The following is a 12,197-nucleotide window of genomic DNA, read 5'->3' as shown; positions in this document are numbered from 1 at the left end:
TAGTGCTCTTTTAATTTTTTTAGGAGGTAAATAGATGAAAATCAAAATCAAAAATAAAGAATTAGCCAATGTAGAGCAATTTCTTGGAAATCTAACAATGAAGGGAAAACAGAGTATTGCACGGTCACGTATGTTGCAAATCTTGGAAAAAAAGCAAAAAGAATTTGCAGAAGATCGTAAGTCAATTGTAATTGCCTATGCAGAAAAAGACGATAAAGGTGAAGCAATCGTCAAAGAAGATGGGACTTATGAATTATCAACAAAAGGTAATGCAGAAGCGTCTAAAGAGATTGCTGATTTGCTAGAAGAAGATGCTGTCATTGACTACGGTGAATACTCTAGTCGCCTTAATGACTTAGAAAAATTTATCATCGAATTTGACGATGAAGTATCTGGTAATGTCGCGCAAGGATTTTTTGTCTTGACCACTGCGTTTGAAAATAAGGAGGTATAGCTATGAATTGTGAAAAAGAAATAGATGTTTTAAAAAGTAACCTCGCATATCTAGAAGCGCAAATTAAAAAAAACGAGTTTGATATTTATAATCTTCAAATGATTATATCTGAAATGAAAAAGACCCACAGCTAATGTGGGTCTTTGAGAGATTAAGAGACTATCCATTTCTTAGGATCTGAAGTATCGACATGATAGCCATTTTTCTCCATTTCAAAAAGCATATCAGATTTATTCATAGCATATTGTTCTGGAATAACCTGAATTGTGCTTCCCGGAAATTGCAAATGGAGTTTCAAATGTCTGTCTAAAAAATCCCACCCATAGTTTGGTAGTTTCTGTTCTTCTCGTGGACTCAATCCCATAATTTTTCACCTCGCTTTCAAAGCGAGTATATCAAATAAAATTTATCCGGAGGAAAAATAATATGAATAACAATTTTAAAATCACAAATATGGTATTTGACTACTATTCTGATCCAATGAACGTAGGAGTCAATTTCACTGCAGAATTTGAAAGTGGCAATAACATTGCTGGGAAAGTTAATTTGACAATGGATGAGTTTAATTCAAATACTGGCGGATTGGTTGGCTATTCTAAAATGATTAAAGACAAACTTGTCGCTGATTTTGAAGGTTTAGCGGCAGCGAATTCTAAATAAAGTCGAAAGCCGGAAAGTTGGTGAGGTATGTCAGATTTAAAAAAGAGATTGCGCCAGGATTGGCAGTTTATATTAATTGCCCTGACGACAGCAGGGGTAGGGTTGAATTTTTTAATCCATCCTGGTCTGTTGGAAGATAAGTCCACATACGCTTTTATCATGAACGTTTTAGATGATGCCGTATTTTCTGTGCCAATTATGGTCGCGGGAATTATCGGTGTCATTTTATTTTTTCTTGGTAAAAAACAGTATCGTTCATTTCTTTTAGTTTTTTACCAATTTGTCTGGATGATTTTGCTATTAGCCTACGCTTGGCGAGCAATTAGTGGTTTCCAAAATAGTAGCTGGATTATGGCGTTATGCATTAATATTGCCATTTTTCTGCTTGCTTTGTGGGGTGATCTAGATGGGTGAGTATCAATGGATCATCACATTAGGAGGAGCAGCCATTGGGGCTATAGCTACTCTATTTGCAACGAAATCCACAAACAGCACAACACTCGCAAAAACTAACAATGATAATGCGGTGCAACTGTTTCAGCAGTACAAGGAGCTAAATGATCAGCTGCAAAGTAAGGTTGATCGTTTAGAAGACAAATTGGAAAAACTTCAAGAAAAGTACGAAAAAGAAATTGCTTTCTACCAAAAAGAAATCGAGCGATTAGAAGATGAGAACGAAATGTTGGTATCTGAATTGGAAAATTTGAAAGGTGGTAAATAGAATGGAGAATATTTTAACAGCAGCAACAGCTATTGGTGTGCTAGTTTTGGCCACTACACAGCTGATCAAGAACCAAATTCCAAATAATAAATGGTTGCCAGTGATCAATGTTGTCACTGGTATTTTTATTGGCGTTGTTTATGCAATCTCATTCCAACCAGCAGACATAGTGCTGTATGGATGGGGCGGATTCATCGCCGGTTTGGCTGCAGGCGGTTTTTATGATTTAGGTGCAGGGTTCGTGAAAGGAGACAAATGAGATGGCTTTAAAAATTGAAAAACAAATTCGGCAAGGCTTGCCACAAGTCGGAGTTAAACCGTACGGACAAATTCATGCACATTCAACGGGAAATCCCAGTTCAACAGCTCAAAATGAGGCAGACTATCATATGAGACGACCTGTTGAAAGTGGTTTTTTTAGTCACGTAGTTGGTAATGGTCGTATTATCCAAACGGCTCCTGTTAATCGTGGTGCTTATGATGTTGGCGGTGGGTGGAACGCTTGGGGATACGCACACGTAGAATTAATCGAAAGTCATAAGACGAAAGCTGAATTCACTCGCGATTATAAATTATACGTAGAATTATTGCGCCAGTTAGCTATGGAAGCTAAAATCCCCTTAAAAGTAGATGCTGGAAATGTAGGCATTTTAAGTCACGAGTATTGTACTAAACATCAACCCAATAATGGCAGTGATCACGTTGACCCTTATCCTTATTTAGCAAAATGGGGAATTAGCCGAGCACAGTTTAAAAAAGATGTTGAAAAGGGAATGGAGGTAACTACCACTATGGCTAAATACGCAACAGAACCTGGAACTTATGAGGTAATCAAAGTTGGATCAGCTGGATATGAATATCTTTTTGACGATGTTGGTCGTAAGTCAAAACGACGAGTTCGACTTGCGAAAGGTAGCAGAATCTATTTTAGAGAATTACCAAAATACGGTAGCATTCGTGTGGCCAAAACAGCAGTAGGATTTATGACAGCTAATTTAGAATATGTAAAGAAAGTTTAATTAGTAAAACCCCGGTCTCAATTAAGAGACCGGGGTTATTTTTTTGTTTAATTAGCAATCATTTATTTCGATAAGTTAATTACAAGAGGTTCATTCTCGCTTGTTGGCATATCTTCTGAAAGTGATACATTAACGGGTTTATCAGTATTATTTAAAAGTATTCCTATTGCGCATTGCACGCTTTTGCCTGGTAATAATTCAGCATAGCTTTTTTCTTCAAATTCCTCATAGAATTTATTTTGTTCGGAAATCGCCGTATTATAAGTATCAACATCTTCAACAGTGCTCCCATCATCATTATACATAGGATATAGAGCTTCTGCTGCATCAAATTTACCTACATCTTCGGTTAAATCAAATTCAGATGTTCCATCTTGTTGTTTGAAGGTTAGTAACGAAAGTATGTCATTAGGAACTAGGTTATCTTCAGATTTATTTTCTACCGTATACCAAATGATAAGTCCATCTTCATCAGTAGAATTATTATGTCCGACCTGTGTTTTATCAATCGTTAATTTATAATTAACGCCGGTCAAAGTTTTATCTTTAAAAGACATCTCAAAAGCATCTTTTTCACTGCTGTTTTGAGTAGAAGCGTTTATCTCGGTAGTTGGTTCAGTAGAGGATGACGATTTTATTTCGTTTGAATTTGTTTCTTTGGTTGTTGAGCAACCTGATACAAAAAATCCAGCTAAAACTAAAACTACTAATAACACCTTTTTCATTTAAATCCCCGCCTTCACTTTTTTCATAATTAATTGTAACAAAGTAGGTCTGTAATGACGAATAAAATTATGAAAGTAAAAAATAGAGATTATTTAATAGAAGAAAAAAATGACTATATGATTGACCTAGTTTTAGTCTCGTAAAAGAATTTAATCAAATCAATCAAAAGGTGAGGTTTATTGATATACCAAGGATAAAGTGCTAAGAAATCAACCCTATTTAGACAGGGCGTTTACACCGCGAAACTAAATAATCGTTTCAGAAACCCTTTAAGACCAGTGTTTTAGAGGGTTTCTTTTTTTAGCGGAAATCAAAGCTATTGCTTATGATTTTTCTTGTTTATTTTTTCTTTCAACCATTTACCTTCCATAACACTTCCCCAAGCAGCAAAACCAATTATTGCAAAAGTGCCTACTATAACAATGATATCACGCATAGGCTTGTCAGCTCCTTTTTAATATTATACATTAGTCAAAAGCCAATCGTTTTAATAAAACACTTTCTTTAGACTAAATATTAGTGAAAGACTTGTATTAATCAACTTAATTTTTTAAAGACCAACAGTTAGTAACAGGTGAAATCTACTTTTAGTTATTTTTTTTAGATTTTTGTTAAAATCTATCAGATTTCATAAAAGCACAGGTTAGAAAAGGGCTGAAGGTGTGTTGTTGAAAAATAATGGACCAAAGTGTTTTCTAACGTGTTAAAAGTTTTACTATTGCGCTATAAGAGGGAAAATCTTTCTTAGAGTTTAATTATTTTACTCAAGTTTCTGAATGCGGAATTTTTTTGACTTTCATAACATCTAAGAAGAAAGTAAAAATTGGGATGCCAACAATTAAGCCCCAAATTCCAAAAAGGCGCTCTGCCACTAAGAGAATCACAAAGGTGTAAAAGATGGGTAATTCTGTACGGCTTGACATAAATTTGGGATTTAAGACATAGGCTTCTAGAATATGGATGCCAAGAATCATGAATAAGATAAAAATTAAGTCCCACATTCCCCCTTGTGAATAGGCAATAAATGACAGCGGAATACTTGAAATAATGGCTCCAGCAACAGGGATGAGACTAAATAAGAAGACCATTAAGCCCAAACTTGGTAGTTGATGAAATCCCATAATGGCTAAGCCGATAACCGTAATGACGGTGTTTACGATAGCGATAAAAAATTGTGCTTCTAAAACGACGCCAAAAGTGTTAATAAATTTTTGGGCAAAGTAAAATATATCTTGGAAAAACCAGCCAAAATCACTAGTAAAAAATAATTTTGAGAAATCTTTTACTTTCTTTAATTCAACGGTAAAAAAGAAGCTCAGTAAAAAAGATAAAGCTAGCGAAACAGCGAGTTTGCCAAAATCGTGGAGGTACCCAATGATAAAGCTGGCGCCGCCTTTTAATTGGTCAAGAAATTCACTCCGTTGGACGTATTGTAAAATCCAGTCGAGGACTTGATTGGAATTAGTCGGTTGGTTGTCGTAGAAGTCTATGACCGTATCGACCATGTGCCAAGTTTGGTGAAATAAGATTGGGATATAGTTGGTTAAGGCAATATACAAAAGTAATAGTGTTCCACCATATAAGGCAACCACGATAAAAATGGGTTTAATTTTGATCAAGCGTTGGACCAATTGTACAAAATGAATAGCCAAATAGGTGAAAATAAAGGTTAATAAGATTGGTGTCATAAGACTACGGGCAAAATAAAGTAAAAAAATGATGCTCAACAACACAACATAGCGTCTTAATTTAAGATTGGCAACAAAATTATGATAAAGTTTCAATTAGACACACCTCGTTTTTATAAATGTTTTCTTTAGTATAGTCGTTTTTGATGAGCAAACCTATTAAATTCAGTTCAACGAACAAAAATGTTAGGTAGTAACATGTTATTCTTAAGGGAGTCTATTTTTTAATGAAGTAAAATAGCAGCTTTTTAAACTGTCTTTTTATAGGTGAAAATTTGAGAAAAAAGCTACTTCTCGATTACCTTTTAGCCGTAAACAGGAGTTTAGAATAGATGAATGTCTTCACACCTAGCTGAAATAAAAAAGAGGCTTCACTTCGTTAGAACTAGTAAAATTACAGACAAAGGCGGAAAAAAGGATTTATGAATAATCAACAACTTTATTTTGATTCATTTGGTCAACCAGCTAGAGTTATTCAAATGAAAGATAAGCAGCTTACAAGTTTGAATGAGGGGGAAATTTTAGTTGAGATGTTGTATGCACCAATCAATCCATCTGATCTAATCCCAATAACTGGTGCCTATGCCCACCGAACTCCTTTACCCAGCCTTATTGGCTATGAAGGTGTGGGACTTGTCCGACGTGTGCACAATGAGTCAGATAAGCACTTGTTAAATAAACGAGTCTTACCTTTACGAGGAGAGGGAACTTGGCAGAAATTTGTAGTGACACAGGCGGATTATGCGATCGTGATTCCTGAAGAAATTGATTCTATCACTGCCAGTCAGGCTTATATCAATCCGGTTACGGCCTGGGTGTTGTGTGTGGAGGAATTTAAGTTAAAAAAAGATGATTTCTTAATCATCAACGCTGCAAATTCTTCGATCGGTAAATCATTTATCCAACTTGCAAAAATACTAGGATTTAAATTGATTGGCGTAGTACGAAATGAGAAGGCGCGAAAAGAGCTAGAAAAACTTGGTCTGTTTTTTGTTGTGAATTCAGCTAAAGAGGATATAAAAGCTACCGTCACAAAAATAACCAATAAAAAAGGGGTTCAGGCTGCAGTGGACTCTATCGGTGGTCAACAAGGCAATATTTTGGCTGAGTGTGTAACAGCAGGAGGAAAGTTTCGTACAATAGGATTGTTGTCAGGAGAGCAGGTTGATTGGCAGTTTTTGACTACCCAGTTGGATATTTCGGTAGAAATTTTTCATTTGCGTCATTGGCTAGACCGTATCACAAATGCCAAATGGCAGCAGACTTTTACAGAAATTTTTTACTACTTGAAAAGTGGACTTTGGCATTTACCACGACCTTCAGCATTTTATTCATTGATACAATTCAAACAAGCAATTGCAGACTTTGAGCAATCAGACAAAAACGGAAAAGTGCTTTTTGATTTTTGTGATAACATAAAAGCATAAAAAATGGCATCTGCTACTGTAGTAATTTTCCCAAAATTAGCGTAAAAAGCTAATTTTTTAGGCGATACAACAGCTATAGCAGGTGCCATTTTTATTTATTTTAGTTTTGCTTTGACATCTTCAATCATCTTTTGATACGCGATGGGGCCATTATACAACCAGCTTTTTTCAGGGCCGAATTCCCATAAATTCCCATTTTTTACTGCGGGAATATTTTGCCATAAAGGATCTTTGAACATTGCCGCTTTTTTGTCACTATTAACAAGAATTAAATAGTCACAATCAATTTGGGCTAATTTTTCTAGTGAAACCGCCGACCAATCTGAAGTTGCTTTTTCGCTGATTTCTTTGGTTAGATTCGGAACTTTAAAGCCTAATTGTTGATACAACAGATCACCGCTGGAACGTGTGTCAGCAACCATAAAAGCAGAGTTATTGGTTACCCACAAAACAGCGACAGATTTACCTTCTATTTTTTTGGCATAATCTTTTTTAGTTTCAGCTACTAATTTTTCATAGTCCGTAATGATTTTTTTGCCTTCTTTTTGTTTGTTCAAGACATTGGCAACGTCAGTTAATTTAGCTTGCCAAGTAACTTTTTCGCCGTTTTTAACAACATAGGTTGGAGCAATTTTGGCGTATTTATCGTATTTTCCCCCTTCGACTAAACCGTTTGATTCAATTAATAATAAATCAGGTTCATAGGATAAAACATCTTCATAAGGTAAGTCATAATTAATTAAAGGAACATCTTTTAGATCCTTACGCAAATAATCTTGACGAGATCCACCCCCAACAGTCCATTGGGCAACTGGTTTTTCTCCTAATGCTACTAGGTAATCTTCTAAATAACTGCCAATAATTCGCTTGGGATTATTGGGAATTTCAACTTTATGATCCAATTGATCGGTCAGTGTCCGACTTTCTTTTTGAGTGGACTCTTTATTTTCCGTCCCACAACCTGCAAATAATAAAAGACTAGCTAATAATACTAAACCGGTGGTAATTTTTTGATACTTCTTCATGAATGACTTCCTTTCTTGTAAAGCAAATTCAGGTATTTATTTCTTTAAATGAGAATGATTATCAATTAAAGATACTAGCATATTTCTCTTTTTTGTCAATTTTATTTTTATGACAAATGCGATGAAATCAATTTTCCTACTATTGACGAATTGAAAAATTAAAGCGATAATTGATAATCATTATCAATGAAAGTAGAGAATTACAATGACTACCTTGGAAGCAAAAGAGATAACTGTTGGTTATCAAAAACAAATTATTATTGAATCGTTGTCGCTCCAATTACCAGTAGGAAAAATAATTGGGTTAATTGGACCAAATGGCAGTGGCAAGTCGACACTATTAAAAACATTGGCGCGAATTATGCAGCCACAAAAAGGGGTAGTAAATCTAAATGGTGTCAGTATCAAAACGTTACCGACAAAAGAAGTGGCACAGCAGATCGCTTTACTTGCACAAAACACGGAACAAAATCTTGAGTTGACAGTTAGAGAATTAGTTTCTTACGGACGTTTCCCCTATCAAAAGGGACTGCGACAATTGGATCAAAAAGATCAAGAGGCAATTAATTGGGCACTTTCTGCAACCGGCCTTGAAAATCTAGCCCAACGTTCATTACAAGCTCTCTCGGGTGGACAGCGGCAACGTGTTTGGTTGGCAATGGCATTAGCACAAGATACAGATATTTTGATTTTGGATGAACCAACAACTTTTTTAGATCCAGCTCATCAGTTGGAAATTTTACAACTACTTCAAAAAATCAATCAAAAGTATCAAAAAACGATTGTCATGTCTATCCACGATTTAAATTTGGCTTCCCGTTTTTCTGATATCCTAATTGGTTTAAAACAAGGTCAAATTATAGCTAATGGGACACCACAAAACGTCATGACCACTGAAATTTTGGCGCAATTATTTGCCATTAAGGCGGAATTAACAGTAGATATCAAAACGGAAAAACCGCTTTTAATGAATTATGAATTGCAGGAGACAGAAGATGAAGATTAGTCGTTTTATTTTGGTCTGGGGATTTTTAATAATCGCGGCTTTTTTAGTTCTATTTTTATCATTAACAAATGGAGCTGCTGATATTTCTATTCGTGAAATTATAAGTGCTTTTTTTCACTTTGATAAAAACAATCAAGCCCAACAAATAATCGTGAACTTACGTTTACCTCGCATTATCGGTGCTTTTTTTGTGGGAAGTGCATTTGCTTTAAGTGGAGCAGTTATGCAAGGGGTGACTAGAAATCCACTAGCTGATGCTGGTTTATTAGGAATTAACAGCGGTGCTTCGTTAGGCTTGGCGCTTGTTTTTATTTTGTGGCCCAAGGCTTCAATTAATCAAACAATTTGGTTTTCTTTTGCGGGTGCTTTTTTAGCCGCCTTTTTAATTTTTTTGGTCAGCCGCCGTTCTGTTACCACCTTGACACCAACGCGTCTTGTGTTGGCCGGGGTGGCGATTAGCAGTCTTTTTACCGCACTTAGTCAGGCATTGTCGCTTTTGTTTGATTTGCAACAAGATATTGCCTTTTGGTTTGTTGGTGGAGTCGCCAATATTACTTGGGAGCAATTAAAACAAGTTTGGCTGCTTTACTTAATTGCAGTAACAGGCATTTTGTTTCTTGCCGGGGGCATTAATTTATTACTTTTAGGGGATGACAATGCATTAGCTTTAGGAAAAAAACCGGGGCGTATTCGTTTTTTTACTTTACTATTTGTCGTTATTTTGGCTGGAATTGCGGTGGCACTTGTTGGCCCCATCAGTTTTATCGGACTGATGGTCCCTCATGTCTTGCGCTATTTTACAGGAGATAATTATCGCCGTTTATTGCCATTAGTTTTGGTTGGCGGGGGGCTGTTTGTAGTGTTAGCGGATTTATTAGCCCGCCTTTTAAATCCGCCATTTGAAACACCTTTAGGACTTTTGATTACAATTGTCGGGGTTCCATTTTTACTCCTAAAGATTTGGAGGAGTCGAGCGTGAAAAAAAAATATGTGTATGGCATTGTCCTTGGTTTACTCCTTATTTTACTTTGGCTGAGCATTATACTTGGACGTCAAATTTTAACTTTGAATGATATTTTACTATTGATCAATGGAAAGGCTAGTAATGCATTGCAATTAACAGTTTTTGAGTTGCGGCTACCGCGAACTATTTTAGCTGTTTTAGGTGGTGCCGGCCTGGGCGCAGCGGGATATTTATTGCAAGGTGTGACCCGTAACGATTTAGCAGATGCATCTTTACTGGGAATTAATAGTGGTGCCGGTTTTTTTGTACTGATTTATCTTGGTTTTTTTGCTCAAGGGAGTGGCTTTTTGCTGCCGCTATTAGCATTAGCAGGTGGTTTGATTGCGGTCTTTGCAGTATATGGGATTGCCTATCAAAAAGGTCCTTTTTTAACTTTGGATAAATTATTATTAGCAGGGATTGCTGTGAACGCTGGTTTTGGCGCTTTGACTTTATTGGGCACGATTAAAGTGGCACCAGATCGCTATCGTTTTGTAACAAATTGGCTTGCAGGCTCGTTATGGGGGGCAAACTGGAGTTATGTTTTTATTTTACTCAGCTGGCTTATCCTTTTACTTGGGGTCACATTCAGACAGTTGCCTTATTTAGACTTATTGCAGTTAAACGATGAGCAGGCTTTCAGCATAGGTGTAAAAGTTCGCAGCGTTCGCCTTCGTTTTTTATTTTTAGGGGCGGCGATAGCAGCCAGTTGCGTGGCATTTTGCGGAAACTTAGCTTTTGTTGGACTCTTGGCACCTCATATTGCGAAGACTTTAGTAAAAGGGCGAGCGCAACAACGTTTTCCATTAACCTTATTGATTGGTTCTGTAATTGTTTTAGCCGCTGATACCTTAGGCAGATTACTTTTAACTGGTGGTGAATTACCTGCAGGCGTAATGATTGCCATTTGTGGTGCACCTTATTTCTTGATTTTATTGGTGCAAAAGCCCAAGGTATAAGACTATCGGTAATGAATTGCTACCCTCTTTAGGATTACTAGAATTAGGCAAGGGGTAAGGTTTGTTTTTACTTACTACTTGTCTTGTTTTTACTTAAAATGAAAATGCAGGCATTTTGGTATTTTCCAGCCGTTTGCTATTTTTTTATTTTTTCGATACCATGCAATTAGAGTCTTAATTAGTCTGTTAAGATGACGTATCGCGAGATTTCACTTGGAAAATATCCTGAATAAGGAGCGATGGATTTGGATAAAAAAGAGTTACGCCAAAAAGGAATTGCTAAGTTGCAAGAATTAGCTCTTCATAAAGGTAAAAAACAAGAAAAAGAAACCATTATTTTGCAATTGTTATTTGCCAGTCGTCTATGGCAAGAGGCAAATTGTATTGCAGCTATCCGTGCAACGGACATAGAATTAGATACGCAGCCAATTTTTCAACGAGCTTTTCAAGAAGGTAAACAAATGGTTGCCCCCAAAGCTTTACAAAATCGTTTATTGACTTTTCATCCGGTTGTTGAAGATACAAGCTATCACGTTTCTAATTTTGGTGTACAAGAACCACTAATAACTGATACAGTAGCAAAAGATGAAATTGATTTATTAATAGTTCCTGGCATCGTTTTTTCAAGTCGCGGTTATCGCATTGGTTTTGGTGGCGGGTATTACGATCGCTTTTTAATGGATTATAAAGGACAGACGGTTAGTTTGGTTTTTAACGAGCAGATTGTTGAGGATTGGCAGCCTGAGAAATTTGATCTTCCGGTAAAAAAAATAATTACGGATTATAGAAGTGAGGTTGTTTATGAATAACGAATGGAAAATGACATTAAAACGCTGGCTTAATCGGCCGGTTGTTACGTACAGCTTTTTAGCAATTCAAACAGTCGTTTATTTGCTTATGTTTATTCCCAGTCTACAAATTGAAGCTCGTGGTGTGATGTTTGGACCTTTTGTCGCCTATCTTCACCAATACTGGCGCTTTATAACACCGATATTTATCCACTTTTCACTGACCCATTTTGCTGTTAATTCAATTGTATTATATTTTATTGGGCAGCAAGTTGAAGCCATCTATGGCCATTGGCGTTTTTTTGTTTTGTATTTATTAAGCGGCGTGATGGGAAATGCAGTCAGTTTTGCATTTAATAACGCAGGCATCCGTTCAGCTGGTAGTAGCACTTCAATTTTTGGTGTCTTTGGGGCCTTTTTGTTATTAGGATATTATTTCCGCAATAATCCGGCTGTGCAAGGCATGGTCAGACAATTTGCCCTTTTTGTTGGTCTTAGTTTATTATTTGGTATTTTTGATCAATCGATTGATATCTGGGGACATATCGGCGGTGTTATCGGTGGGCTATTGTTAGGGAATGTCGTAGCGCTACCACAAAATCACGGTCGTTTTTCAATTCATACAAGAGTCATTTGCGGTGTTGTTTTTGTATTTCTTTTCGTGATTTGTCTTTTATATGGTTTAAAAAAATATGGATTGCTTGTATAATATGCGAGGAAG

The 12,197-nt window shown here is 36.4% G+C and carries 16 protein-coding genes and 1 pseudogene; 13 read left to right on the top strand and 4 right to left on the bottom strand.

Annotated elements, in window-relative coordinates; genetic code table 11:
* Positions 1-34: 34 nt before the first annotated feature.
* Together K4422_RS00835 and K4422_RS13525 are read left to right on the top strand one after the other, a co-directional pair.
* The gene (locus K4422_RS00835; RefSeq protein ID WP_230708591.1) at positions 35-454 is read left to right on the top strand and encodes a DUF1617 family protein; all 420 of its coding nucleotides are present in this window, start codon (positions 35-37) and stop codon (positions 452-454) included.
* Positions 455-456: 2 nt separating this feature from the next.
* Positions 457-588, top strand: coding sequence for a hypothetical protein (locus K4422_RS13525; protein WP_268990950.1), 132 nt, complete (start codon positions 457-459; stop codon positions 586-588).
* 17 nt (positions 589-605) lie between these two features.
* Here K4422_RS13525 and K4422_RS00830 read toward each other — a convergent pair whose 3' ends face one another.
* Positions 606-818, bottom strand: a complete 213-nt coding sequence (locus tag K4422_RS00830; protein ID WP_230708589.1) for a hypothetical protein — start codon at positions 816-818, stop codon at positions 606-608.
* A gap of 62 nt (positions 819-880) precedes the next feature.
* Between K4422_RS00830 and K4422_RS00825 the strand changes: the two genes are divergently transcribed.
* From K4422_RS00825 to K4422_RS00805, 5 genes and pseudogenes are all read left to right on the top strand, one after another.
* Positions 881-1,114 (top strand): hypothetical protein, encoded by a 234-nt coding sequence (locus tag K4422_RS00825; RefSeq protein ID WP_206902170.1) that lies wholly within the window; start codon positions 881-883, stop codon positions 1,112-1,114.
* A gap of 27 nt (positions 1,115-1,141) precedes the next feature.
* Positions 1,142-1,528, top strand: coding sequence for a hypothetical protein (locus K4422_RS00820; protein WP_230708587.1), 387 nt, complete (start codon positions 1,142-1,144; stop codon positions 1,526-1,528).
* A complete protein-coding gene (locus K4422_RS00815; RefSeq protein ID WP_230708585.1) occupies positions 1,521-1,835 on the top strand; it encodes a hypothetical protein in 315 nt (104 codons plus the stop codon). Before K4422_RS00820 ends, K4422_RS00815 begins: the two co-directional genes overlap by 8 nt.
* A gap of 1 nt (position 1,836) precedes the next feature.
* The gene (locus K4422_RS00810; protein ID WP_230708583.1) at positions 1,837-2,094 is read left to right on the top strand and encodes a hypothetical protein; all 258 of its coding nucleotides are present in this window, start codon (positions 1,837-1,839) and stop codon (positions 2,092-2,094) included.
* Between the two features lies 1 nt (position 2,095).
* A pseudogene (locus tag K4422_RS00805) lies at positions 2,096-2,609 on the top strand (N-acetylmuramoyl-L-alanine amidase); the annotation flags it as partial.
* 307 nt (positions 2,610-2,916) lie between these two features.
* Here K4422_RS00805 and K4422_RS00800 read toward each other — a convergent pair.
* Together K4422_RS00800 and K4422_RS00795 are read right to left on the bottom strand one after the other, a co-directional pair.
* Positions 2,917-3,579 carry a DUF5067 domain-containing protein gene (locus K4422_RS00800; protein WP_230708581.1) on the bottom strand — a complete coding sequence of 221 codons (663 nt, stop codon included), beginning with the start codon at positions 3,577-3,579 and terminating at the stop codon, positions 2,917-2,919.
* Between the two features lie 765 nt (positions 3,580-4,344).
* Entirely contained in the window at positions 4,345-5,364 is a 1,020-nt protein-coding gene (locus tag K4422_RS00795) for an AI-2E family transporter (protein WP_206905671.1), read from the bottom strand.
* Between the two features lie 326 nt (positions 5,365-5,690).
* Between K4422_RS00795 and K4422_RS00790 the strand changes: the two genes are divergently transcribed.
* Positions 5,691-6,695 carry a zinc-dependent alcohol dehydrogenase family protein gene (locus tag K4422_RS00790; protein ID WP_230708579.1) on the top strand — a complete coding sequence of 335 codons (1,005 nt, stop codon included), beginning with the start codon at positions 5,691-5,693 and terminating at the stop codon, positions 6,693-6,695.
* Between the two features lie 95 nt (positions 6,696-6,790).
* Here the strand turns inward: K4422_RS00790 and K4422_RS00785 are convergent, their stop codons facing one another.
* Positions 6,791-7,720, bottom strand: a complete 930-nt coding sequence (locus K4422_RS00785) for an ABC transporter substrate-binding protein (protein WP_230708577.1) — start codon at positions 7,718-7,720, stop codon at positions 6,791-6,793.
* A 205-nt stretch (positions 7,721-7,925) separates the two neighbouring features.
* Between K4422_RS00785 and K4422_RS00780 the strand changes: the two genes are divergently transcribed.
* The 5 genes from K4422_RS00780 to K4422_RS00760 all read left to right on the top strand — a co-directional run bounded on the left by K4422_RS00780 (position 7,926) and on the right by K4422_RS00760 (position 12,185).
* Positions 7,926-8,726 (top strand): ABC transporter ATP-binding protein, encoded by an 801-nt coding sequence (locus tag K4422_RS00780; RefSeq protein WP_230708575.1) that lies wholly within the window; start codon positions 7,926-7,928, stop codon positions 8,724-8,726.
* Positions 8,716-9,705 (top strand): FecCD family ABC transporter permease, encoded by a 990-nt coding sequence (locus K4422_RS00775; protein ID WP_230708574.1) that lies wholly within the window; start codon positions 8,716-8,718, stop codon positions 9,703-9,705. The genes K4422_RS00780 and K4422_RS00775 overlap by 11 nt, the downstream gene beginning before the upstream one ends.
* Positions 9,702-10,688 (top strand): FecCD family ABC transporter permease, encoded by a 987-nt coding sequence (locus K4422_RS00770; RefSeq protein WP_230708572.1) that lies wholly within the window; start codon positions 9,702-9,704, stop codon positions 10,686-10,688. Before K4422_RS00775 ends, K4422_RS00770 begins: the two co-directional genes overlap by 4 nt.
* A gap of 245 nt (positions 10,689-10,933) precedes the next feature.
* Entirely contained in the window at positions 10,934-11,497 is a 564-nt protein-coding gene (locus tag K4422_RS00765; RefSeq protein WP_230708570.1) for a 5-formyltetrahydrofolate cyclo-ligase, read from the top strand.
* Positions 11,490-12,185 carry a rhomboid family intramembrane serine protease gene (locus K4422_RS00760; protein WP_230708568.1) on the top strand — a complete coding sequence of 232 codons (696 nt, stop codon included), beginning with the start codon at positions 11,490-11,492 and terminating at the stop codon, positions 12,183-12,185. Before K4422_RS00765 ends, K4422_RS00760 begins: the two co-directional genes overlap by 8 nt.
* Positions 12,186-12,197: the final 12 nt, after the last annotated feature.

The organism is Enterococcus sp. SMC-9 (assembly GCF_021011285.1).
Lineage (GTDB): Bacteria > Bacillota > Bacilli > Lactobacillales > Enterococcaceae > Enterococcus_C > Enterococcus_C montenegrensis.
The sequence above is the reverse complement of the archived record's forward strand: the minus strand, read 5'-3'. Positions and strand labels throughout refer to the sequence as shown.